At 59.4% G+C, this 24,135-nt stretch carries 23 protein-coding genes and 1 pseudogene; 14 read left to right on the forward strand and 10 right to left on the reverse strand.

Annotation, left to right across the window (positions count from 1 at the left end):
- Window positions 1-56: 56 nt before the first annotated feature.
- The 8 genes from fabF to AABB87_RS21515 form a co-directional block, all read right to left on the reverse strand.
- Window positions 57-1,301 (reverse strand): beta-ketoacyl-ACP synthase II, encoded by a 1,245-nt coding sequence (gene fabF, locus AABB87_RS21480; protein WP_341973350.1) that lies wholly within the window; start codon window positions 1,299-1,301, stop codon window positions 57-59.
- A gap of 43 nt (window positions 1,302-1,344) precedes the next feature.
- A complete protein-coding gene (acpP, locus tag AABB87_RS21485) occupies window positions 1,345-1,584 on the reverse strand; it encodes an acyl carrier protein (protein WP_341973351.1) in 240 nt (79 codons plus the stop codon).
- 148 nt (window positions 1,585-1,732) lie between these two features.
- On the reverse strand, window positions 1,733-2,482 hold the full coding sequence (gene fabG / locus AABB87_RS21490; RefSeq protein ID WP_295084672.1) for a 3-oxoacyl-ACP reductase FabG: 750 nt from the start codon (window positions 2,480-2,482) through the stop codon (window positions 1,733-1,735).
- A gap of 17 nt (window positions 2,483-2,499) precedes the next feature.
- Window positions 2,500-3,441, reverse strand: coding sequence for an ACP S-malonyltransferase (gene fabD / locus AABB87_RS21495; RefSeq protein ID WP_341973352.1), 942 nt, complete (start codon window positions 3,439-3,441; stop codon window positions 2,500-2,502).
- Between the two features lie 109 nt (window positions 3,442-3,550).
- Entirely contained in the window at window positions 3,551-4,573 is a 1,023-nt protein-coding gene (locus tag AABB87_RS21500) for a beta-ketoacyl-ACP synthase III (protein ID WP_341973353.1), read from the reverse strand.
- On the reverse strand, window positions 4,570-5,649 hold the full coding sequence (plsX, locus tag AABB87_RS21505; RefSeq protein WP_341973380.1) for a phosphate acyltransferase PlsX: 1,080 nt from the start codon (window positions 5,647-5,649) through the stop codon (window positions 4,570-4,572). The genes AABB87_RS21500 and plsX overlap by 4 nt, the downstream gene beginning before the upstream one ends.
- 254 nt (window positions 5,650-5,903) lie before the next feature.
- Complete coding sequence (gene rpmF, locus AABB87_RS21510; protein ID WP_009552540.1) at window positions 5,904-6,086, reverse strand: 50S ribosomal protein L32; 183 nt, start codon at window positions 6,084-6,086, stop codon at window positions 5,904-5,906.
- A 316-nt stretch (window positions 6,087-6,402) separates the two neighbouring features.
- Window positions 6,403-6,960 (reverse strand): YceD family protein, encoded by a 558-nt coding sequence (locus AABB87_RS21515; RefSeq protein ID WP_341973354.1) that lies wholly within the window; start codon window positions 6,958-6,960, stop codon window positions 6,403-6,405.
- Window positions 6,961-7,028: 68 nt separating this feature from the next.
- Here AABB87_RS21515 and AABB87_RS21520 point away from each other — a divergent pair, with 68 nt between their 5' ends.
- The gene (locus AABB87_RS21520; RefSeq protein ID WP_341973355.1) at window positions 7,029-7,667 is read left to right on the forward strand and encodes a Maf family nucleotide pyrophosphatase; all 639 of its coding nucleotides are present in this window, start codon (window positions 7,029-7,031) and stop codon (window positions 7,665-7,667) included.
- On the forward strand, window positions 7,664-8,431 hold the full coding sequence (locus AABB87_RS21525; RefSeq protein ID WP_341973356.1) for an SAM-dependent methyltransferase: 768 nt from the start codon (window positions 7,664-7,666) through the stop codon (window positions 8,429-8,431). The genes AABB87_RS21520 and AABB87_RS21525 overlap by 4 nt, the downstream gene beginning before the upstream one ends.
- Before the next feature lie 69 nt (window positions 8,432-8,500).
- On the opposite strand, the gene AABB87_RS21530 is transcribed toward AABB87_RS21525, so the two are convergent.
- The gene (locus AABB87_RS21530) at window positions 8,501-9,982 is read right to left on the reverse strand and encodes a DEAD/DEAH box helicase (protein WP_341973357.1); all 1,482 of its coding nucleotides are present in this window, start codon (window positions 9,980-9,982) and stop codon (window positions 8,501-8,503) included.
- A gap of 27 nt (window positions 9,983-10,009) precedes the next feature.
- Window positions 10,010-10,909, reverse strand: a pseudogene (locus AABB87_RS23130) (glycosyl transferase).
- Window positions 10,910-11,418: 509 nt separating this feature from the next.
- On the opposite strand from AABB87_RS23130, the gene AABB87_RS21540 reads away from it, so the two are divergent.
- From AABB87_RS21540 to AABB87_RS21595, 12 genes are all read left to right on the forward strand, one after another.
- Entirely contained in the window at window positions 11,419-12,981 is a 1,563-nt protein-coding gene (locus tag AABB87_RS21540) for an SLBB domain-containing protein (protein WP_341973359.1), read from the forward strand.
- A gap of 13 nt (window positions 12,982-12,994) precedes the next feature.
- Window positions 12,995-14,107, forward strand: coding sequence for a Wzz/FepE/Etk N-terminal domain-containing protein (locus tag AABB87_RS21545; protein WP_341973360.1), 1,113 nt, complete (start codon window positions 12,995-12,997; stop codon window positions 14,105-14,107).
- A gap of 71 nt (window positions 14,108-14,178) precedes the next feature.
- Window positions 14,179-14,952 (forward strand): glucose-1-phosphate cytidylyltransferase, encoded by a 774-nt coding sequence (rfbF, locus tag AABB87_RS21550; RefSeq protein ID WP_341973361.1) that lies wholly within the window; start codon window positions 14,179-14,181, stop codon window positions 14,950-14,952.
- A gap of 3 nt (window positions 14,953-14,955) precedes the next feature.
- Window positions 14,956-16,218, forward strand: coding sequence for an oligosaccharide flippase family protein (locus AABB87_RS21555; protein ID WP_341973362.1), 1,263 nt, complete (start codon window positions 14,956-14,958; stop codon window positions 16,216-16,218).
- Window positions 16,215-17,318 (forward strand): CDP-glucose 4,6-dehydratase, encoded by a 1,104-nt coding sequence (gene rfbG / locus AABB87_RS21560; protein WP_341973363.1) that lies wholly within the window; start codon window positions 16,215-16,217, stop codon window positions 17,316-17,318. The genes AABB87_RS21555 and rfbG overlap by 4 nt, the downstream gene beginning before the upstream one ends.
- Window positions 17,306-17,743: a WxcM-like domain-containing protein gene (locus tag AABB87_RS21565; RefSeq protein WP_341973364.1), complete on the forward strand. Its 438-nt coding sequence runs from the start codon at window positions 17,306-17,308 to the stop codon at window positions 17,741-17,743. Before rfbG ends, AABB87_RS21565 begins: the two co-directional genes overlap by 13 nt.
- Window position 17,744: 1 nt before the next feature.
- The gene (locus AABB87_RS21570) at window positions 17,745-18,608 is read left to right on the forward strand and encodes an SDR family oxidoreductase (RefSeq protein ID WP_341973365.1); all 864 of its coding nucleotides are present in this window, start codon (window positions 17,745-17,747) and stop codon (window positions 18,606-18,608) included.
- A gap of 7 nt (window positions 18,609-18,615) precedes the next feature.
- Window positions 18,616-19,884 carry a protoporphyrinogen/coproporphyrinogen oxidase gene (locus AABB87_RS21575; RefSeq protein WP_341973366.1) on the forward strand — a complete coding sequence of 423 codons (1,269 nt, stop codon included), beginning with the start codon at window positions 18,616-18,618 and terminating at the stop codon, window positions 19,882-19,884.
- A gap of 7 nt (window positions 19,885-19,891) precedes the next feature.
- Complete coding sequence (locus tag AABB87_RS21580; protein WP_341973367.1) at window positions 19,892-21,148, forward strand: hypothetical protein; 1,257 nt, start codon at window positions 19,892-19,894, stop codon at window positions 21,146-21,148.
- Entirely contained in the window at window positions 21,111-22,121 is a 1,011-nt protein-coding gene (locus tag AABB87_RS21585) for a glycosyltransferase family 4 protein (RefSeq protein WP_341973368.1), read from the forward strand. The genes AABB87_RS21580 and AABB87_RS21585 overlap by 38 nt, the downstream gene beginning before the upstream one ends.
- Entirely contained in the window at window positions 22,118-23,170 is a 1,053-nt protein-coding gene (locus AABB87_RS21590; RefSeq protein WP_341973369.1) for a glycosyltransferase, read from the forward strand. The genes AABB87_RS21585 and AABB87_RS21590 overlap by 4 nt, the downstream gene beginning before the upstream one ends.
- 1 nt (window position 23,171) lies before the next feature.
- Window positions 23,172-24,110 (forward strand): glycosyltransferase family 2 protein, encoded by a 939-nt coding sequence (locus tag AABB87_RS21595; protein ID WP_341973370.1) that lies wholly within the window; start codon window positions 23,172-23,174, stop codon window positions 24,108-24,110.
- Window positions 24,111-24,135 lie beyond the last annotated feature (25 nt).

Below are 24,135 nucleotides of genomic sequence, written 5' to 3' on the forward strand. Positions count from 1 at the left end.
CCAGCGCGGTGATGACGACGAAATTCAGCACCATCACCCCAAGCCCCGCCTCGCGCTTAGATCTTCTTGAAGATCAGCGTGCCGTTGGTGCCACCGAAGCCAAAGTTGTTCTTGGCGGCGTAGTCAATCTTCATTGGCCGCGCCTCATTGGCGCAGTAGTCCAGGTCGCACTCGGGATCCTGGTTGAAGATATTGATGGTGGGCGGCGCCACCTGGTTGTGCACAGCCAGCACGGTGAAAACCGATTCGATGCCACCCGCGCCACCGAGCAAATGCCCGGTCATGGACTTGGTGGAGCTGATCACCAGCTCTTTGGCATGCGCACCAAATGCCAGCTTGATGGCATTGGTTTCGTTCAAATCACCCAGCGGCGTCGAGGTGCCGTGAGCGTTCATGTAATTGACCTGATCCGGGTTCACGCCGGCATTGCGCAGCGCAGCGCGCATGGAGCGCTTAGGACCATCCACGCTAGGCGCGGTCATGTGGTACGCGTCGGCGCCCATGCCAAAGCCTGAGAGCTCAGCATAAATCTTGGCACCACGCTTCTTGGCATGCTCGTACTCTTCGAGCACCAGCACACCGCCACCCTCGCCCAAGACAAAACCATCGCGGTCTTTGTCCCAGGGACGGGAAGCAGTCTTGGGATCGTCGTTGCGCGTGGACAAAGCCCGTGCCGAGGCAAAGCCTCCGAGACCCAAGGGCGACACGGTGGACTCCGCGCCGCCAGCAATCATCACATCGGCATCGCCGTATTCAATCAAGCGCCCTGCCTGACCAATGGCATGCAAGCCGGTGGTGCAAGCGGTCACGATAGCCAAGTTCGGGCCTTGGAAGCCGTACTTGATCGAGACATGGCCAGAGATCATGTTGATGATCGAGGCCGGCACAAAGAAAGGCGAAATGCGACGCGGGCCACGCGCCACATATTCGGCATGGGTTTCTTCGATCAGCGGCAAGCCGCCGATGCCCGAACCCACCAGCACGCCGATGCGCTCGGCTTGCTCTTCGCTCAACTGATCACCGGTCGGCAGACCGGCGTCCTGCACCGCTTGCATGGAAGCCGCCAATCCGTAATGGATGAAGCGGTCCATCGTGCGCGCCTCTTTACTGCTGATGTAGTCAGCAATATCGAAGCCCTTCACCTCACCTGCGAATTGGCAAGTGAAGGCCGAGGCATCAAAACGAGTGATGCGGTCAATGCCGGACTGACCGGCCAGGATATTGGCCCAGCCTTCAGCCACCGTGTTACCCACGGGGCTGATCAGACCAAGTCCGGTGACGACAACGCGACGACGGCTCATGCGGTTCAGGGATCAGTTAAACGAACAAGCGTGAGCTTGGAGCTCAGGCCTTCTGGTGCTTGATGGCGTAGTCAATCGCCAGCTGAACGCTGGTGATCTTCTCGGCTTCTTCATCGGGGATTTCGATGCCGAACTCGTCTTCGAGTGCCATCACCAATTCCACGGTGTCGAGCGAGTCAGCGCCCAAATCGGCCACAAAGGCCTTGTCGTTGGTCACATCGGACTCAGGGACGCCGAGTTGCTCGGCGATGATTTTCTTGACACGTGCTTCGATATCGCTCATGGACTCCTCCGGGAGGGGTTTGCTAGGAACAGCCCGGGATTCTAAGGCCTCCAGCGTCTTGCCCCGGGAAACCGGAACAAATCACGCTCAGAGGCCCTCACCGGCCGGGCAAATCCGGTGGGCGCGGGCAGGATGCCCACGCCACAAATCAATTCATAAACATGCCGCCGTTGACGTGCAGCTCACTGCCCGTAATGTAGGCGGCCTTGGGCGAAGCCAGGAAAGCCACCGCATCGGCGATCTCACGCGCCTCACCCAGGCGACCCACGGGGATCTGGGCCAGCAGGGCCGCCTTTTGCGCCTCTGGCAGCACTTCGGTCATGTCGGTGGCAATGAAACCTGGCGCCACGCAATTGACCGTGATGCCGCGGCTGCCCAACTCACGCGCCAGCGAGCGCGTCATGCCCGCCACACCGGCCTTGGCCGCTGCGTAGTTGGCTTGGCCGGCATTGCCGGAGGCTCCCACCACCGAAGTGATGTTGATGATGCGGCCATAGCGCTGCTTCATCATGGTCCGCATCACGGCGCGGCTCATGCGGAACACAGCCTTCAGATTGGTGTCGATCACAGCATCCCAATCCTCATCCTTCATGCGCATGGACAAGGTGTCACGGGTGATGCCAGCATTGTTGACCAGCACCTGCAAGCCGCCCTGGGCTTTGACGATGCCGTCCACCGCTGCCTCAACGGCCGCCGCGTCATTCACATTCAGCGCAATGCCACGGCCGCCAAATGGCGCCAGGGCTTCGGTAATGGCAGCAGCGCCCGACTCGGTCGTGGCAGTGCCGATGACCACCAGACCTTGCTCGGCCAGGCTCAGGGCGATGGAGCGGCCAATGCCGCGGCTGGCGCCGGTGACCAGGGCGACCTGGCCCTTGAATTCTTGTGCTTCAGTCATGCTTATCTTCTTGTCTATCAAGCCAACAGGGCGCGGGCTTCGGCCAGGCTGGCAGGGTCAAAAATAGTGGCGCTGACGATCTCGCCATCAATGCGCTTGGCCATACCGGCCAGCACCTTGCCAGGGCCGCATTCGATGATGTGGGTGAGGCCTTGCGCCTTCAAGGCCTGCACCACCTCGACCCAGCGAACCGGGCCAAAAGCTTGGCGATACAGCGCGTCGCGCAGACCAGCGGCGTCAGCCACCGAGGCCACATCGATATTGTTGATGACCGGGAATTGCAGCGGTGCGAATTCGGTCGCCGCCAGGCGCTCTTGCAGACGCTCGGCCGCAGGCTTCATCAGGCTGGAATGGAAAGGAGCCGACACCGGCAGCAACAAGGCGCGCTTGGCGCCCGCAGCCTTCAAGAGCTCACAAGCTTTGCCCACACCCGCCTTGCTGCCGGCGATGACGGTTTGCTTGGGGTCATTGAAATTGACCGCCTCGACGGCCTCGCCGGTGGCGCTGGCCGCCGCCGCACAACCTTCGCGCACGGCTTGCGAGTCCAGCCCCAGAATGGCGGCCATGGCGCCTACGCCCACGGGCACAGCCTCTTGCATGGCCTGGGCACGGAAACGCACCAGGGGCAGCGCCTGCGCCAGCGTCAGCGCGCCGGCAGCCACCAGCGCGGCGTACTCGCCCAGCGAATGGCCGGCCGCAGCGGCAGGCACCAAGCCGGTCTCAGCGATCCAGGCGCGGTAGCAGGCAATGCCGGCGGTCAGCATGACGGGCTGGGTATTGGTGGTGAGGTCCAACTGCTCTTTCGGGCCGGCCTTGATCAGGGCGCCGATGTCTTCGCCCAGCGCGGCCGAGGCCTCGGCCAAGGTGCGCTGCACTTCGGGGTGCTCACCCCAGGCATCCAGCATGCCAACAGCCTGCGAGCCTTGGCCAGGAAAAACAAATGCGAACTTTTGTGTCATAACTTTCACTCAGTTGGAGCCAGCTCAAGCCAAGACCCGAGCCTCAAGCCTCTTCATCGTTTGAGGTCAGCGCCTGCATGGCACGGCAAGACCTGACCCTCTCAATGCCTTACAGATCCAGCAGCACCGCACCCCAGGTGAAGCCGCCGCCCACGCCCTCGAGCATGACCGTGTCACCAGGCTTGATGCGACCATCACGCACCGCCACATCAAGCGCCAGCGGGATCGAAGCCGCAGATGTATTGCCGTGCTGATCCACCGTGACGATCAATTTATCCAGCGGCAACTTCAGCTTCTTGCAAGTGCCATGCATGATGCGGATATTGGCCTGATGCGGAATCAGCCAGTCGATGTCGGCGTCGCTGCGGCCGGCCTTCTCCAGCACCGAGCGCGCCACCTTGTCCAGCACGCCAACCGCCAGCTTGAACACGGCCTGACCATCCATCTTCAGCAAAGGGTCGCCAGTCACCTGACCACCATGCAGGCTGCCGGGCACGCACAAGATGCCGGCGTGGCGGCCATCGGCGTGCAACTCGGTCGCCAGAATGCCCGGCGTGTCGCTGGCGCTCAGCACCACGGCGCCGGCGCCATCACCAAACAGCACGCAGGTGGTGCGATCCTTGAAATCAAGCAGGCGCGAGAACACTTCGGCCCCGACCACCAGCGCCTTGCGCGCCGCACCCGTGCGAATCATCGAGTCAGCCACGGTCAGGGCGTAGACAAAGCCGGAGCAGACCGCTTGCACATCAAACGCCGCGCCGCCCGCGATGCCCAGCTTATGCTGCAGCAAACAGGCGGTGGAGGGAAAAACCATATCCGGCGTGGAAGTCGCCACGATGATCAGATCGATCTCGCTGGCCGCAATGCCGGCCGCCTCGATAGCGGCGCGGGCCGCCGGCAGCGCCAATTCGCTGGCGGTCGTGCCGACTTCGGCAAAGTGGCGGGCGCGAATGCCGGTGCGCTCAACAATCCACTCATCCGAGGTTTCGATGCCGTCGGCCGCCAACTGGGCCACCAGATCCTGATTGCTCAGTCGCTGAGGGGGCAGAAAGCTGCCGGTGCCAATGATGCGGGAGTAGCGCGCTGCTTGGGCCGCAGGCTGCGGCGAGGAATGCTGATCAGTTTGGGTCATGCAACTTGGGCGACGTCCGTCGTCTTGTCTCCTGAGGCGCCATCGCTTGCAGCAGGCATGGCCTGCAGGGTGGCGATGATGCGGTCGTGAACCCGGTCCAACAACCGGTTGCGGGCCGCATCATAAGCCCGGTTCAGCGCATTCTCGAAGGCAAAGGCATCCGCCGAGCCGTGGCTCTTGAACACCAAGCCGCGCAAACCCAGCAGCGCAGCGCCGTTGAAACGGCGGTGATCCACCCTGCCCTTGAAGCGCTTGAGCACCGGCAAGGCCAGCAAAGCCGCGGCCTTGCTGAGCCAGTTGCGGCCAAATTCTTCGCGGATGATGGTGATGATCATGGTGGCCAGGCCTTCGGCCGTCTTCAGCGCCACATTGCCCACAAAGCCATCGCAGACCACCAGGTCGACCGTGCCCTTGAAGATGTCATTGCCCTCGACATTGCCGAAGAAATTGATCTGATCGGCCGCCGCAGCCTGGCGCAGCAATTCGCCGGCCTGCTTGATGACTTCGCTGCCCTTGATGGCCTCTTCACCGATGTTCAGCAAGCCCACCTTGGGCTCGGCCTTGCCGTCAACGGCCTGCACCAGGGCGCTGCCCATCACCGCGAATTGCAGCAAATGCTCGGCCGTGCAATCGACATTGGCGCCGAGGTCCAGCATGGTGGTGTAGCCGCCCAGCTGATTAGGCATCACCGAGGCGATGGCCGGGCGGTCAATGCCCTCCAGGGTCTTGAGCAGATAGCGTGAAACCGCCATCAATGCCCCGGTATTGCCGGCCGACACACAGGCATCAGCCATAGGCGCTTGCTCGCCCTGCGCCTTCAGCTGGCTGATGGCCACGCGCATGGACGAATCCTTCTTGCGCCGCAGGGCAACCTCGACCGGGTCGTCCATGGTCACGACCTCGCTGGCGGCGACTATGCGGCAGCGCGGCCAGGTGGCCGCCTCGGTCAAATGCTCAGGCAAACCCACCAGCAAAAGCTCTGCCTGTGGGTGCGCGGCCAAGAACGACTTGCAGGCCGGCAGGGTGACCGAAGGGCCATGGTCGCCGCCCATGCAATCCACCGCCAAGCGGACCACGGCCAAGGGTTGGTCGGCCGCGACTGGATGGCTGGAAATGCTGCTACTTACTTCAGAGGACATCAGATCGAAGCCAGTTGAACCGGAAAAATGCCGCCGCCCGCTGATCGCAAATCGGCACCACAAACACAAAAACCCGGCACTGCAACAAGGCACAGGCCGGGATTTTGTGGAAACGCAAGATTGTCTAACTCATCCGCAGCGCCGAACCTGATGGAACTGCGCAGCGCAACAAGTAAGAAGCAAATCTCTATTTAAGCGTCAGCCTTGGTCTTCAGGACCTTGCGGCCACGGTAGAAGCCGGTGGGGCTGATGTGATGACGCAGATGCACTTCACCAGTGGTCGGCTCGATGGCAGTACCCGGGGTAACCAGGGCATTGTGCGAACGGTGCATACCACGCTTGGAAGGCGACTTCTTGTTTTGCTGAACGGCCATGAAATTCTCCTAAGGGTCCGATGCTTGAGACTGAAGCTGTGGCAGATCAGGACTTATGACAGATCCATGCCCAACCTCAACTCACACCCCCGGACGCCGCTGTTTGCTGTGCACGAGCCTCATGCGCACCATGCGCTAAGCCACTTGTTCTGCAAGCTGCTGCTTCGCACTTGGGGTCTTAACACCAAGCCTTACGCAACCGCGCAACTGCATTTTCGTGGCTACTTTGATTCTCGAACCGGGGAAAGCCCGCGATTGTAGCACGATGAAAAAATCTCTCAAAGCCCTGGCAAGCACCCGCCGCTCTGGCGCCGACTTATTTGTCTTTTTTCAGCGCTGCCAGCGCGGCAAATGGATGGGGGCGCTCTTCGGCAGCCTCAGGCTCTTCAGCCACCACGCCCTGAGGCACCAGCAAAGGCTGAGTGCACACGTCATGCCGGGGCACAAGCGGCAAGGACAGCAGCAACTCGTCCTCCACCATCTCCAGCGCATCCAGGCTGCGCGACAGCACCAGCACATCGTCTTCGCTATCGGCATCCAACTCAGCCGCCTCTGACTCATTGCGCGCAAAGCGATACCAGCGCGACAGGCTCAGCGCCTCTTGCACCGGCTGCAAGCAGCGCTGGCAAGTCAGGCTCACCTGCGCCTCAGCCTCCAGATGCAGCCACACCTGGGCTTCGGCGCCACGCGGCTCGCGCCGCTCACCCGTGAGAGTCCAACGCACCGCAGGCCAAGACGCGGCAGGCGCCTCGGGCGCGCCTGATTCAGCCAAGCGCTGCAACTCGGCCGCAGGCCATTCGCCAGTCAATGTCGCGCCATCGCGGGCAAAAGCAGCCACATCGAGTTTGCGAGGAAGGAATACATGCTCTTTCATGGCCTCAAGTGTAGGTCCCCTCGCCACCGGCCATGCCGGCCACACACAGGCAATGCGAAAATCAAGCCATGCATGATGACAACTCCAATCCGCCAGTCCCGCAGCCCAGGCTGATCCTCGGCTCCACCTCACGTTACCGGCGTGAGCTTTTGCAGCGACTGCGCTTGCCCTTCGAGGTAAGCGCTCCCGATGTCGACGAAACACCGCTGCCCGGCGAGGCGCCCGCAGCGCTGGCCACGCGCTTAGCCCTGGCCAAGGCTCAGGCGGTTGCACAGCAACATCCCAATGCCATCGTGATCGGCTCAGACCAGGTCGCCGATCTGAATGGTCAATCCATCGGCAAGCCCGGCAGCCATGAGCGCGCCCGCGCGCAGCTGCGCCTGATGAGCGGCCAAAGCGTGGTGTTTCAAACCGCCATTGCCGTCGTCTGCTGCGCCAGCGGCTTCGCCCAGCAAGACCTGGCCCCCGTGCGCGTGCGCTTCCGCGACTTGAGCGATAGCGAGATCGAAACCTATCTGCTGGCCGAGCAACCCTACGACTGCGCCGGCAGCGCCAAATCGGAAGGCCTGGGCATCAGCCTGCTAGCCGCCATCGAGTCCGATGACCCGACCGCACTGATTGGCCTGCCCTTGATTCGCACTTGCGAACTGCTTCGCCAAGCCGGGCTAGACCCGCTGGCCTCCACCCCAACCGGATCTGCCGCATGAAAAAGGGTCGCCTCTACCTGATCCCCAACAGCCTGGACTTTGGCATCGAAGGCGCCGCGGTGGATCTGCAAGCCGTGCTGCCTTTGCAAGTGATTCAAACTGCCGCACGCCTGGAGCACTGGGCCGCCGAGAACGCCAAGACCACGCGCGCTTTCCTCAAGCGCGTGGACGCCATCTGCCCACTGGCACAGCCGTTGCAAAGCCTGCAAGTGAAGGAATTACCTCGCCCACCCAAGGGCCGCGCCGCCGATCTGGTGAACCAGAATCAAGCCTGGAACGCGCTGCTGGCGCCCGCCTTGGCGGGGCACGATATGGGCCTGAACTCAGAAGCAGGCCTGCCGGCCGTGGCCGATCCCGGCGCGCTGCTGGTGGCAGCCGCCCACGAGGCCGACATCGAAGTGGTGCCGATGAGCGGCCCGAGCGCCCTGCTGATGGCCTTGTCGGCCAGCGGCCTGAACGGGCAAAGCTTCGCCTTCGTCGGCTATCTGCCGGTTGAGGCGCCGGCCCGAACGGCCCGCATTCGGGAGCTGGAGGCTCTGTCGGTGCGACAGCAGCAAACCCAGCTGATGATTGAAACGCCCTACCGCAATAGCGCCCTGCTGCACGCCTTGCTGAGCAGCTTGAAGCCGCAGACGCGTCTGTCGATCAGCTGCGGCCTGAGTCTGGAACAGGGTTGGACACGCAGCGCGACGGTGGCGGAATGGCGCAGCTCGGGCGAGTCCATGCCGGACAAGATTCCGGCGGTGTTTGCACTGTTGGGCTGAGCAAGCCCAGGGCGACCACCTAATCAAGCAAGACCGCGGGTCGACTTATCGACCAGCGGCGCTTGTGACTCAGGATTCGGTCGCGCCGCTAACCTGCTTGGCACCAAACAAGGCTGCGACCTTGCGCTTGGGCTTGATATTGGCCGACAAGCCCTTGGGCGCGGCGGCAGCACCTGCAGCCCCCTTGTCCCAAGCCGGCAACTCGGCCGAGGCATTGGGCTCATAAGGCTTGTCAAAGAAGGCGTCGCGGGCAGGCGCGCGGTAGCTGGGCCGCGGCGCCGCTACTGGAGGGCGAGCCACATCGGCCGCAGCCGCTGGTGCGGACTCAGAATCCCAATCACGGCGCGGGCGCGGCGCCCGCTCGGCACGCGCTGGGCGCTCGTCTTCAAGCTCAACGGCCTGCAACTCGATGGTGCGCTTGAGCAGCTTTTCAATGTCGCCAATCAAGCGCGCGTCCGAGCGCGTCACCAGCGTCACCGCAATACCCGAGGCACCTGCGCGGCCGGTACGGCCGATGCGGTGCACATAGTCTTCGGCATTGAAGGGCACATCGAAGTTAAACACCGCCGGCAAATCCGCAATGTCCAGACCACGGGCGGCCACATCGGTAGCCACCAGCAAGTCAACCTCGCCGCGCTTAAAGGATTCCAGCGACTTAAGACGCTCGTCCTGCGACTTGTCGCCATGCAGTGCAGCCGTGCGCAAGCCATCACGTTCGAAAGAACGCGCCAAGCGCGCTGCGCCCAGCTTGGAGTTCACGAACACGATGGATTGTGTGATGCCACGATCCTTTAAGACCTTGCGCACCACGCCACGCTTGTCGTCGTCGCCGACGCTGTAAAAAATCTGCTCGACATTGGTGGCCGTGGCATTCGGACGAGCCACTTCCACCAAGACCGGATCCTGCAAATAGCTTTGCGACAAGCGCTTGATCTCAGGCGAGAACGTGGCCGAGAACAGCAGCGTCTGGCGTGCCTTGGGCAGATGGCTGAGGATGCGCTGCAAGTCGGGCAAGAAGCCGATGTCCAGCATGCGGTCGGCCTCATCCAGCACCACGTACTCCACTTGATTGAGCACGCAGTTCTTGGCTTCGATATGGTCCAACAGACGTCCGGGCGTCGCGATCAACACTTCCACGCCACCCTTGAGCACCAAGGTCTGCGGCTTCATATCGATGCCGCCAAAAACGACGGTCACACGCAGATTGGTGTGCTTGGCGTAGGCTTTGATGTTGTTGGCGACTTGGTCTGCCAACTCGCGCGTCGGCGCCAACACCAGTGCACGCACTGGGTGGCGGGCCGGCGAGGCGCTGGCGTTCTCATGCTTGAGCATGCGCTGCAACAGCGGGATGGAAAAAGCGGCCGTCTTGCCGGTGCCGGTCTGGGCGGCACCCATCACATCGCGCCCCTCCAACACAATCGGAATCGCCTTGGCCTGGATAGGCGTCATCATGGCATAGCCAGAGTCGGCTACTGCGCGCAGCAGCTTGGCGTCGAGAGGTAATGTGTCGAAGCGCGAGGGGGCAACTTCCGGGTGTTGGGTTTCGGTCATCCTCCGATTATCCGCTATAAGCGAATCTCAATCGGGTTTGCCCGAATCGGCGGCCCCTGCACCACTGCCAGAGCCATTTCGTATCTGCGCACTGAAGACCATCCACTTGGGTGTACGGAAGCGCACGATGCGCCAGTACAGCCCCACATAAATCAGGCCAAACAAGACCATGCAGAGCACCAGCATGGTGGTCGAGTTCCAGAACAGCAAGGCGGGCACCAAGGATGTGAGGCACAAAGTCCAGAGGTAAGGTGCCGTCATCGAGTTGCGCTGCGTCATGGCGCGCGCATCACGCGCACCAACCGCCCAACGCATCAGGCGCCGATAGATCAGGGAATGCAGATGAATCCCGTCAGGCAAACCCGGAGGCGTCGCACGAATGAAGCGTCGACGGCAGATGGAGAACAAAGTCTCAAACACCGGGTAGACGCAAACCATCAAAGGGAACAAAGGCGAGACCTCGGAATGCCGGGCGATCAACAAAATGCCGATCTCAGCCAGGAAGAAGCCGATGAAATAGGCACCTCCATCACCCAGGAAGATCAAGCCCGCAGACTAGTCCCAACAATCCAGTTCAAACAGATGATGTCGGTGCGGGTAATTATTCCGTCCAAGATGTGAAAAGCCAACGCCGCGGAGGCCATGGCAGCCAGCAAACACTTGCCCGGAGACACCTTTTTGGTCAGATCCTCAATCAGTCCGGCAGCGAACGCCGGCAGGCCGCAGACCAGCAAAAAAAAGTCCGGCCGAGCACCCGAAGCCCTGCGCCCCATGCCATCAAGACACAAGCCAACAAGCCCACGCCACCTATGCGCAGCACCAGACTAGAGTGGGATTTTGCGAGCCAGACAAATCGCCATCTGCAGACAAATGCACATGGCGCGCGACGAATGGATTACGAACAGGCTGGCAGTCTAGCCAGCCCAAGCTAGGGTTCCACCTAGGCCCACCATACACACAGCTAGAATCTGCACGATCAATAAGTGACGCAGTTTGCGTCTGCTTGAAAATTCTCTCTGTGAGCGCCCATGGTCATTTCTGAGTTTCAAACGAGCTTCTCGCCAAATTGTCATCAGAGCGATACAACGAAGTCACCTGACTCCAGTGGCCGGGCGCCAGCGTTTGCTCGCCTTACATTGGTTTCGCTACTCATCTCGCAAGCACTTCTGATTGCACCAAGCAGCTACGCTGTCGAGCCAGAGCAAACCACTATCGGGAGCGGCAGCGGAAATAGCGATGCCGGCCCCGTTCGACTGCGCTATAGCTCGATTCCGGCCAGTCAAACCAGCGAAGATGTATCGGAAGACAAACAGCCAGCAGGGCGCGCTACAGCTACAACAGAACCGCGCGAGCGCTATTCGCCCAGCGAATTTGAGCGTTATGTGCAACGTAGCGTCAGCATAGAAACGCCAATTCGGCGCTTCGGCTCTGAGTTGATGAGCACCGCCGGCCGCCAGAGCATGGCCCAAGAGGCGAGCAGCCAGATCCCGCAAGACTATGTCATCAGCGTGGGCGACGAAGTACTGGTCACGCTATGGGGCTCGGTCGAAGCTGATCTGCGCCTGGCCGTTGACCGCAGCGGGCGCATCACCCTGCCCCGCGTTGGCCCCGTCATGGTGGCCGGCCTGCGCTACGCCGACCTGGCACCCGCCATCGATCAGCGCGTGGCCCAAGTCTTCCGGAACTACAAGCTCAGCGCCTCACTGGGCAAACTGCGCAGCATCCGCGTCTACGTGACCGGTTTTACCCAGCGCCCCGGCGCCTACGCGGTCAGCAGCCTGGCCACCTTGGTCAATGCCCTGATGCAAGCAGGCGGCCCATCGTCTGCCGGCAGCTTCCGCCAAATCGAGTTGCGTCGTAACGGAAAAACTATCAGCAACTTTGATTTTTACGAGTTGCTGATCAAAGGCGACAAAACCGCCGACCGCGCGCTACAAGCAGAAGATGTGATCCATATTGGCGCCGTTGGCCCGCAAGTCGCCCTCATCGGCAGCGTCAACAAGCCCGCCATTTTTGAGCTCAAGCCGCAAGACACACTGGAAGACGTACTCGCCATGGCGGGCGGCTTCACCGCAGTGGCCGACCGCAGCCGATTCACCGTCGAACATCTGGATGCCCGCAATGACGCGCGCATCACCGAATTGAGCCTGCCGCAGCAAGCCAAGCAAAAGCCTCGCGACGGCGACCTCTTGCGCGCCTTCAGCGCCGTTGACGCCTCGCTACCCCAGCACAAACAAAGCAAACGGGTCAAGATTGAAGGCGAAGTCCAACGTCCTGGCGAGTTCATTCTTCCGGCCAATAGCAGTTTGGCAGACGCCATCCGCGCAGCCGGCGGCTTAACGCCCGATGCCTATGTTTTCGGCACCGAGTTCAGCCGCGAAAGCACCCGCCTGTCTCAACAGGAGAACTATGAACGAGCGCTACGTGATATGGAGACCGAGTTCGCTCGCAGCAACTCCTCCCAGCGTACCGCCAATGCCGATGAAGCCTCAGCGCAAGCCGCTAAAGCACAGGGCACCAATCAACTGATCCAACGCCTGCGCGCAATCAAACCCACAGGTCGGATTGTTTTGCAGTTAAACCCTTCCTCCAAGACGCTGCCCGAACTGGCCGTGGAAGACGGCGATCGCCTTCTGATCCCCGCAACACCCAAAACCATCGGGGTCTTTGGCAGCGTATTCAACGGCGGCAGCTATCTGTATGGCGACGGCAATTCGGTCAACGACTTCTTGAAGCTTGCTGGAGGCCCCACCCGAGGCGCCGACACGGCCAGCATCTTCGTCTTGCGCGCCAATGGCAGTGTAGTCAGCGCTCGCCAGAAATCAGGCTGGCTGCTTGCCGGTGGCGCGCTTGATGGCGTGACCGCCCTCCCGGGCGACACCGTCTTCGTGCCGGAAGAAATGAACAAGACCACTTTTATGCAAGAAGCCAAAGATTGGACGCAGATCCTCTATCAATTCGGCTTGGGCGCTGCGGCACTCAAAACAATTAAGAACTGATCAGGGACCATACGTGAACGACCAAGCCTCGTCGATCCTGTCCGGACATAGTGCACAATCGAACTCATCCGAAGCACCTTCGCGTCTCTCCGCTTTTATGCGGGCAATCCAACACCGCCGCGGGCTGTTGATCGGGGGGCCTGCAGTTACTGCAACGATTGCAGCAAGCATATGCCTGCTATTGCCTCCGGGTTACACAGCCAAAACTAGCTTCCTGCCGCCACAGCAGCAACAGAATTCTGCAGCCTCCACATTAGCCTCACTCAGCGCGCTATCTGGTTTCGGTGGCGGGATAGGCAAGAACCCTATCGAACAATACGTAGCACTGATGCAAAGCGACACCGTATCAGACCGGATTATCGCGGCATTGGCACTCGACAAAATTTACGACAATAAATTCAAATTTCAGAACCGCAAGGAACTAAATAATAATACGCGCATAATTGCAGGCAAAAAAGATGGACTCATTATCGTCGAATGCGATGCGCCCACGCCAGAGCTGGCTGCCGCAATAGCTAATCGCTACGTTGATGAACTTCGCCGCATTGCTGGCGACCTCGCACTAACGGATGCAAAGCAGCGCCGGATTCAATTCGAGTCTGAACTTGCCGCCACACATAGGAAGCTAAGCGATGCGCAACTGCAACTACAGCAGAGCGGCATCAATCCAAATGCTTTGAAGACTGAACCCAAGGCAGCGCTTGAACAGTCAATAAGCATCCAAGCTCAGCTCGCCATTGCACAATCTCACCTATCAATGCTGCGGAGTCGTCTGGCCGACTCCTCTCAGGAAATCCAATCGCAAAAAGCACTAATCGCCGCGCTCACGGAACAACTTGGCCGGATAAAGCAACCTGCGGTGGCGGACGGCAGCATGGACTACGTCGCGAAATACCGGGAATTTAAGTACCAGGAAACGCTATACGACCTCTACGCCAAACAGTTCGAATTGGCACGTCTAGACGAGAGTCGCGACAATGCACTGATCCAAGTAATCGACCCAGCAGTACCTCCCGAGCAAAAAAGTAAACCCAAGCGATTCTTGATAGTCGCTCTCGCGTTTTTAACTACTCTCGGCGGCCTCCTAACCTTCGTCGCCATCCAAGATCTCCCCAAGAGACCATAAGACGTCTTGAGCGCGCTAAACCGTGCTTGACGGCAGGGACTCCTACAATATTTAAACCAAAGCAAACGGAAATGAAGGCTGTCATACTTGCAGGCGGGCTGGGCACACGACTCAGCGAAGAAACCGGAACGCGGCCAAAGCCGATGGTCGAGATTGGCGGAAAGCCTATTCTTTGGCATATCATGAAAATCTACTCAACCCACGGCATCAACGAGTTTGTCATATGCTGCGGATACAAGGGATACATTATTAAGGAGTACTTTGCCAACTATTTTTTACACATGTCAGACGTCACTTTCGACATGCAAAAAAACAGTATGGAAATCCACCAGAATCAGGCGGAGCCTTGGAAAGTGACGCTGGTGGACACAGGGGAGAACTCGATGACCGGTGGTCGCCTGCGTCGGGTACGAGACTACCTCCAAGGCGAGCAAGATTTTTGTTTCACCTACGGCGATGGCGTTGCTGACGTCGACATCACCCAACTTGTAGCCTTCCACCGCGCGCACGGCAAGGCCGCGACGTTGACCGCAGCCCACCCACCGGGCCGCTTTGGCGCGCTGGACATTCAGAACAATTTCGTACAGTCTTTTAAGGAAAAGCCCAAGGGTGACGGCGCCTCGGTGAATGCGGGCTTCTTTGTGCTGTCCCCTTCGGTAATCGACCTGATCGACGGCGACGATACGACGTGGGAGCGTGAGCCATTAGAGGTGCTGGCATCACGCGGCGATTTAGCAGCATTCCACCACACGGGCTTCTGGCAACCAATGGACACACTGCGCGACAAGACACAGCTAGAGGAGATGTGGAATTCCGGGAAAGCGCCCTGGAAGGTCTGGTCATAACTCGTGGGTAAGGCCCGTGACGCGCTAGCAGTCAACATCCTAGTCGCCAACGTCGCGTATGCGGCGCGCTTGGTCATGCCTTTGCTGCTACTGCCGGTACTGGCCCACCGGCTGGATGTGGCCGACTACGGCGTTTACATGTACGCCATGGCGACCGCCCAGTGGCTGGGCCTATTTATCGAGTTTGGCTTCAACCTTTCCGCGACCCGGCAAGTTTCATCGGCGCTCACATCTAACGCCATCGCCTTCATCGCCACAGACACACAGAACGCGCGTCTTACACTTGCGGCCGGGACAAGCTTGCCTGCACTCGGTCTCCTGCTGTGGTCTCCGCAGTTTGCAGCCGCGCCGCAGTGGGTTGTCGTGGCCTGGGCTTACGGCGCGCTAAGTGCACTTGTACCGCAGTACTACTTCCAAGGGACGCACCGACTTCGTGACATTGCCAGCGCAGAACTAGTAAGTGCCATCGCAACGCTGGGCCTAGTGGCGTCGCTTGTCACCCAATCCAATCAAGCCTTAATGCTTCCGCTTCTTGTCCTAGCTCCGCGATTGGTCACGACTTGTTATTTGACTGCGCGTATGCATCGCTTGCTAGGAGATTCGCGAATTGGCACCTATTCATTCACGAGTGCACGCCGCAGCCTGTCGGTGGGTTTGGGGCTTTTCAAATTCCAGATCTATGTCAGTCTGTACACATCCTTCAATCTGATCCTTGCGGGCCACTTTTTCAGTCCGACTCAGATCGGCGCATATGCATCAGCGGACCGCATAATGCGCGCCGGCCTAGGTTTTTTCAGCCAAATATCGGCAGCGATCTTTCCCAAGTTCGTGGCCATGCGGGCGGCTGGCGATAGCAATTTGGCCGGGGCCCGGCTGATTGCAATCGCCGGCATGTTGTCTCTCGGAGTAATTGGAGCTGCGATAACCTGGTTTGCTGCACCGGCACTATCGCGCATACTCTTCGGCAACACTCACGAGTTGGCTGCCGAGATCCTTCGGATACAGGCAATGGTCGTGCCAGCAATCGCTATAAGCAGCGCAATTAGTTTTCACTTCCTGCTTGTCGACGGGCAGGACAGCAGACTAAACCGGGTTGTCTTAGTCGCAGCTGCGGCCAACGTGCCTATATGCATGATCCTCATGACGCGCCAAGGCGTGCAGGGCGGAGCTGTATCTTGGGTTGTCATCGAATGGGCAATTGCAGCCATGCTAATCACTATGACACTGCTCCAGCACAACACCAATCGAACTAAGGAAGAAAAATGATCTTCAACGACACATTCCGGGGCAAGAAGGTTCTTATCACTGGTCACACCGGATTCAAAGGTAGTTGGCTGACCATCTGGCTAGCCAAGCTAGGCGCTGACATCGTTGGTTACTCGAACGAGATCCCAACGACACCGTCGCTCTTTGAGACCGCCGGATTGGCCACGCGAATAGACCATCGAATTGGCGATGTCCGTGACCTACCTCTTCTCATGCGCACGGTCGAAGAAACCAAGCCAGATTTCATTTTCCATCTGGCTGCTCAGCCCATCGTCTCGTTGTCTTACTCCGACCCAATTGGTACCCTATCGACCAACGTTATGGGCACGGCGAATGTACTGGAGGCTCTTCGCCTGCTGAACCCAACGTGTACCGTCATTGTCATCACGTCAGACAAGTGCTACGAGAATGTTGAGTGGGTTTGGGGCTACAAGGAAACCGACGCTGTCGGAGGCCGTGATATCTACAGTGGGTCCAAGGGTGCAGCCGAGGTCGTCTTCCATGCCTATCACCACTCTTTCTTCAAGCACGCCGATTGTCGCGTTCGATTGGCCACCGGCCGCGCTGGCAACGTGATCGGTGGTGGCGACTGGGCCAAGGATCGCATCGTGGTTGACTGCATGCGCAACTGGTCAGAGGGCATGGCAGTGGAACTTCGCAGCCCTAGTGCGACGCGCCCCTGGCAGCACGTGCTTGAGCCTCTGAGTGGCTATTTAGCGCTTGCCGAACGTCTGAGCAAAGACCCGTCGCTGCACGGTGAATCCTTCAACTTCGGTCCGCGCGCCGAACAGAATCACACCGTGCTTCAGCTGATGACCGACCTTTCCAAGCATTGGGACTTTGCCACGCCCGAAGATGCTTATCGCGTGACCGACAACATCCCCTTCCATGAGGCGGGCCTACTTAAGCTGAACTGCGACAAAGCACTATTCCATCTTCAGTGGCAGGCAACGCTGAACTACAACGAAGTGGTGCGCCTGGTAGGGCAATGGTACTTTGACCATTATCGCAAGCATGCGGACATGTATGCCCTGACTCTGGCGCAAATCCAGGAGTACGAAACCCTTGCCACCGATCGGGAGGTCGCATGGACGAATTGAGAGAAAACAGCGCCAGCGTCATACCCCTGCGCGTAATTGCGAACGAAAAGGGTGACATTCGCCACGCACTAAAGGCGTCAGAGGCTACCTTCCATGGTTTCGGCGAAGCCTACTTCACGACGATTCTGCCCAACCATACCAAGGGCTGGAAGATGCATCGCCGAATGCATATGAACCTAGTGGTCATCCAAGGCGAAGTGGCATTCCACGTGCATAACGACAAGAGCGGCGTCACCGAGACCTTCGTGCTGGGAACTGACGCAGGCATCTATGGCCGGCTCCATGTGCCACCGGGCCTGTGGATGGCGTTCGGGGGGCGGGACGATGAACCCAGCCTAGTCCTGAATCTCGCCAGCATCGAGCATGACCCTGACGAGGCAATCAACGTCGAACTGGCAACCTATCCCATCAACGAGGCAGACTGACATGCGAATTGCTCTCACTGGCGCGTCTGGCATCCTCGGCGAGGCCTTAGTTGCGCGTGCGGTCGCTGCCGGTCACCAGATTGTCCCTATCACGCGCGAGCAGTTGCTCGGCGACCGCACTAGCCTGCGGGCAGCTGTCGCCGGGCTGGACGCCGTGATCCATGCCGCCGCAAACACTAACGTCGAAACCTGCGAACTCGATCCGGCGACCTGCTACCGCGACAACTTACTGCTCAGTGAAAAGGTAGCCGAGGCGTGCCAACTGGAAGCACGCAAACTGGTTTTCATCTCCAGCACCGGCGTCTATGGCGCCCGCCAAGAACACCCTTACGCTGAGTACGATGCGGCAGATCCCCCGACACACCACCACCGAGCCAAATATCTAGCTGAACAATCTGTACTTTCGTTTTCGCGCCGAAACCTGGTGCTACGTACCGGATGGCTCTTTGGCGGTAGTCCACAGAAACCCAAGAACTTCGTCGCACGTCGGCTTGAGGAGGCATCTGCGACACTGCGGGCGGGGCGCACAGAAATGCCTGCGAACCCACTGCAACGAGGAAATCCAAGCTGTACCCAGGATGTTGCCGACCGCCTACTCGTTGCGCTAGATCGCGACGAGTCTGGAGTTTTCAACGCCGTGAACGCTGGTAATGCGAGCAGACTCGAATACGTTCAGGCCATCTTCGAGGCAGCAAACTTAGCCCTAAAAGCTGTGCCGGCCACTGGCGACTTCAAGCGAGTAGCCCGCGTGTCGCAGAACGAAAGCGCGTGGAACTGGCGCTTTGACGCATTGGGCTATGCCCCAATGCCGCACTGGAAGACCAGCCTGAACCGCTACGTCGTCACACTGCTTTCACTTAGCTGAACTCGCTATGGAACATATTGACATCGTAATCCTCGGTGCCGGAATCGCCGGCCTAGGCGCCGCGCTGGCCGCACGACAGCAAGGCCGTCGCGCCGTTCTCTTCGAAGCCCGACATCGCGCTGGCGGGTTGCTAGACAACTTCGAAGTGGACGGCTTCCGCTTTGACCATGCGGTGCACCTGAGCTTCGCCAGCGAACCGCGGGTTCGAGAGATCTTCGACCGCACCCCGTACCTGACCCATCCAGCTGACAGCACGTGCTTTGAGGACGGGCGCTGGCTGAAGCACCCAGTTCAGAACAATTTGCACCCCCTGCCACCGCAGCAAAAGGTGGACTTGATTCAGTCGTTTCTGGCCCGGCCCGCCGAGTTAGACGGCGAAGACTACGAGCACTGGTTGCGACATCAGTACGGTGACGCCATTGCAGAAAGATTCCCGATCAAGTACACGGCCAAGTATTGGGCCACACCAGCAGACGGGCTATCGACCACATGGATAGGCAACCGCATGCGTCGCGCGGAGCTCGGCGAAATTCTCTTCGGCGCGTTCACTGACGAAACACCCAACACTTACTACACGAAGGAAATGCGCTATCCCCAAAAGGGTGGTTATAAAGCCTTCATACAAGGTCTGATCGACGAATCGGACATTCGCACTGGCCACGAAGCGGTAAACGTGGATCCCGTCGAACGCATCGTTAGATTCCGCGACGGCAGTTGCGTTGGCTATGACAGGCTGGTCAGCACGCTGCCACTGCCAGTGCTCGCGAGTCTGACGGATGCGCCCACAACAGTGCTTGAAGCCGCAGCTCGTCTGAAGGCGACCAGCATCGACCTGATCTCGGTCGGCATTGACAGCCCCGTCGACTTCCCGCTTTGGCTCTACATCTACGATGAAGACCTGCTGGCAAGCCGTATCTACTCGCCGTCGAAAAAGTCGCCCGACAACGTGCCAGCCGGCTGCAGCTCGCTACAACTCGAGGTGTACTCGCGCGGTACCGAACCGCGTTACACGAAGGAAGCGCTGATCGAGAACGCCCGCCTGACGATTAAACGGCTCGGACTTTGCGATCCAGCCGCCGTGCGCTTCTATGACCACAGGCGCCTACCGTACGGCAATGTGATATTTGATCGCGGCATGGAGGATGATCGCGACATCGTCCGGAAACACGTCGAGGCCCAGAACATCCTTAGCCGCGGTCGATTCGGCGAATGGGACTACTTCTGGAGCAACCAGAGCCTGATTAGCGGCTACGAAGCCCTGTCCAGGGAATCGTGAACTAGCAATGGACTTCGTAGACCTTTACCGACTGGTGGGACTGGCGCTTCTAGTCGGACTGGTGCTGGGTACGCGCCGCGCGTTCACTTTATCCTTCTTGGCTTGCGCGAACTTCGCACTGTACGCATTTCTAAAGCCAGTCATCATCTCAGAGTACTTCCAGTCAGGGACGCAAGTTCCGCAGTACGCGATTGGAGCCTTCTGTGTGTTTCTGCTGGGCACGCTGCTGGGTAGACTGCTCTGTGACGAGCTGGTCGCTCCCCCCCCTCCGCCCGAGGTAGTGGTGATGATGCCGAACGTCTATCTACCTGCTCTGGCAGGGGTGGCGCTGGTGACACTGCATCTTGCACTCGTGGGGCAAACGCCGATCTCCGCGATCGCTGATCCCATCTCGGCACGTTGGGCCCTCGGCAACGGTGGAAACATCCTACTTCAGACACTATGGACCAACGTCCTTATAGTCACCTCTATTTATATCTTCTTTGCACCGGCCCCACTGGCCCATCGACTCTTGGCAGTGGTGATTAGCTTGGCTTGGTTTCCGCTGTTGTCGATCCGCGCGCCGCTGGTGGACTTCGTGCTAACCGTTATCGTGATCAAGTGTTTTCTGGTCGGCCGACGCGGCTTCAGCCCGCTGGCAGCTCTAACCTTCGCGGCAGTGGCCCTGCTTCTAATCGCCGCGCTAGGCGTAGTCAGGCTAAGCTCACAGACGGGAAAGTCGCTGGAAGAGATCATCGGGGCAGCGCCGGACCTCATCAACGTCAGCGGCCTGTTGCTTGACCTAATCCTTCAGCGGTTGGACTACCTGGACGTGATGCAGGCCGCAGAAACAAGCCTATACCAACTACAGCTGCCGCCAATCCCCTTTCTCTACAACCTACTACCTCGCGGACTTTTCGTCGACAAGCTCTACTCGTCGGACACCCAGGCCACCGCATTAGCAGGACCAGGCTTCGACGAAGAGAACATCACCCGAATCGTCGGCATCGTGGCCGAGATGATGTCTTCAGACCTGATGCTAGTCTTCGGCGTAGCCTTCCTGTTCTTGTTAGGCGTGCTCTACAAGGTGATTGATAACCGGGGGCACATGACACGCGGGCGTCTATTTCTCTATGCCCGAATTCTGCCGGCAGCTGGCGGACTCCCCTTGTTGGGAGGTTGGAACACCATCTACATGTCTTCGTTCGCGCTTAATCTGATGATGTCCGCACTGATAGTCCGTCTCTATGAAAAGTCTTTTCCTGTCACCCCAGCCAATCGATGAGCGCCATGGTGGCGGCGCAGTAATGCTGGCATTACTGCGCAAGGAGCATGCAGCGGGGACTTCGGAGGTAATAGAGATCCATCGTGGTCAGCCTTCGTCCAGAGCTACACGCCACTTCCGGTCGATTGGCCTGCTCAAACTCGCTTTGCTGCAGTTGGCCCTGCCCGTGCTGCCCTTCGACTTTTTCTCGCGCTTCTCGATCGGCCTGCTTAGGTATCTACGCTCGCTCGGGCGACAGAAGGTGGTCTTCAACTACAACCAGTTACTCATCTATCCACTGCTGGCTCGTGAGCTTATCTCCGAGATTGTGGTTCACGATGTGATGCATGATATGTGGCGCTCTCATGCCGGGCTACGTCGACCATTCTGGCGCCTCGTCCGTTTCTGGGAGCGACGCTTCGTGTGCTGGCTCCCCGCCAACTCAACGTTGGTCTTCTTGTCCGAGAAGGACCGGGATATGCTGGCACGAGGCGTGCGGTGCCAGACCCGTGTAATAGATCTACCCGCCCTACTAGCAAGCAGCACGGCCCAGCGCCGCACGCCAGAACGCCAAACGCTCATGCTGGCACCCGGTGTTCGCGTCGGCCTGCTCGGCGCATGGAATCGCCCTGAGAACAGCAGCGGAGCTCAGGCATTCCTAGGCGCGCTAGAACCCGATGTCCGCAATGGTTTGCTCATACGTGTAGCCGGTCCTGGCTCAGAGCATCTACCCGATGGTCCGTCGATCGAAAAGCTCGGCTTCGTCGACGATCTAGGTGACTTCTTCGACGGTATTGACGTCTTCGTCGCGCCATTGAACTACGGCGCCGGCGTAAAAATTAAGGTCCTGAACGCGCTGGAGTATGGCGTCCCGCTGTTTCTCACCGAAAAGGCTGTCGAAGGTATAGAACTACCCACCGGCTACCCGTTCTTTGTTGCAACTGACTGCCGCCAACTGGCAGAGCACTTCAATCACGCGTACGCACGTTCATGATCATCTTCATCACTCACGGGGACGGGCCGCGCGGCGCGGAGCGCGCTGTGCGTAACCTTCTGACCGACGCACCGTCAGACAATTGGTTGTCCGTAGTTTCGATGGGCAAAGCCTTTGACGTGACGGGCGAGCGCCTTAACGAGCGCTGCGTCCAAAGTAAAGCTGAAGCCATCTCGGCCGCGCTGGTAGAGATCGCGCGAGGCCAAGCTGCCGGCCAATCCGTGACGCTATGCTACGTCAATGGACACATGGCGGTTCCGTTTGCGGCCTTTGCGCTAGCTCGTTTGCGCGCCTTGTTCGGCCGTCCGCGCACCCGCCTAATCTTGTGGGAGCACTGCGTCCCACACACGCATTACGAGCGTCGCAGCGGCCTGAGTCGGCAACTAATCCGAGCACTGTACGCAGGCATGCTGCGCATGGCTGATGCAGTGGTAGCGCCGAGCTCTGTCATCGGCTCAGACCTTGAACGCCATTTCGGGGATATCTGCACGACGATCGATCAAATCGCCAACCCAATCGTGCTAGCACCCGCAACCACCCTATCTCTCCCAGTAGACTGGCCTGCGGGCACCGCGCTACGGACGGTCTTCGTTGGCGCGCTAAGTCCGGAAAAACAGCCTCACCTAGCACTCGACTGGGTCACCGCAAATCGCGGGCTCGGCGCCCATCTGCTGCTATGTGGCGAGGGCCCTATGAGGGGGGAGCTACAAGCCCGAATCGACGAACAGAATCTACCCGCGACCATCGCCGGACACGTCGGCAACCTGCGCGCGTACTATCAACAGGCAGATCTTCTGATCTCCACCTCAAGCTACGAGACCTTCAGCAATGTCATGACCGAAGCGGCCCTGTGCGGCTGCCAAGTACTGAGCACCAACTGGCCCGGTGTGAGCTCAGTTTACGGCGCGAATCAGCGCGTTCGCATCCATCGCGAAGAGGCAGCACCTGTCTTCGATTTACCGCTGCGAGAACCACGGCCAGCACCGGGCGACCGCCTCACCAACTTTGACGCCGCCGCACATCTCCAACAACTAGAAGGCCGGACCTAACATGAATGACATCTCCATCGCAATGGGAGTACTGACCTATCGCCGGCCGGAGTTGCTGCGTGACTTGCTGCACAGCTTCATGCGCCAATCCGACGCACAGACATATCGAATTATTGTCTACGACAACGATCCAGCCGGCTCGGCCGAGGCTATTGCGCGAGAGTGCGTGCCAACTGCACAACTCCGCTACTTAAAGACCGACTCCAACTTTGGCAGTTCCGGTGGATTCAATAGCCTGTTCGCCGCAGCCCTAGACGAACCGGTATCCCACTTTTTTTGTTGCGACGACGACATCGAGTTAACCGACGATTGTATGGATCGACTTCTCGAAGTGGCCCTGGAGCAGCCCAGGGCGGTCCTTCTGGGCGGCCGCCGCTATCTGTCCGGCAATGAGTTTCCATGGGCGCCGACAATCTCAGCAGCCGACATCACGCGGGTAACCGCGCATGTACCCGTCACAGTCCAACCAGTACCAGTAGACACCATCACCTTCGAGGGCTGCCTGCTGCCCATTGAGGTATTGCAAGACGTCGGGCTACCCTATCGAAACTTCTATATGGATGGAGATGACTGGGACTATGGCCTGCGCATCCGTAAGGCCGGCTACACTATACTCCGCGCCCCGGCGACCGTTATTGTCCGCAAGATTGAGCCGCTTCTGCGTCTCGCACGAATACAAATGCTGGGATTGAGTTCCTGGCGCAGTGGCATCGGCCCGGAACGTTCTTACTACGAGATTCGCAATAAGTTCAAGCTGATCCACAGGCACGTCGAGCGCAGAAGGTCTGCGCTGCTGAGAGAAACCATTCGCTCTTTGCGTCGCTTGGTAGGGATCGCGGCATTCGAGGATCGAAAACTCTTTCGCACACGCCTAGTCCTACAGGCGGTGGTTCACGGCTGGGCCAACGTCGAGGGTCGAAACAGCAAACTGCGACTGTGACCACCCGGATGTCTGCCACACTGCT

This window comes from Roseateles sp. PN1, assembly GCF_038419725.1.
Taxonomy (GTDB): Bacteria; Pseudomonadota; Gammaproteobacteria; order Burkholderiales; family Burkholderiaceae_C; genus Paucibacter_A.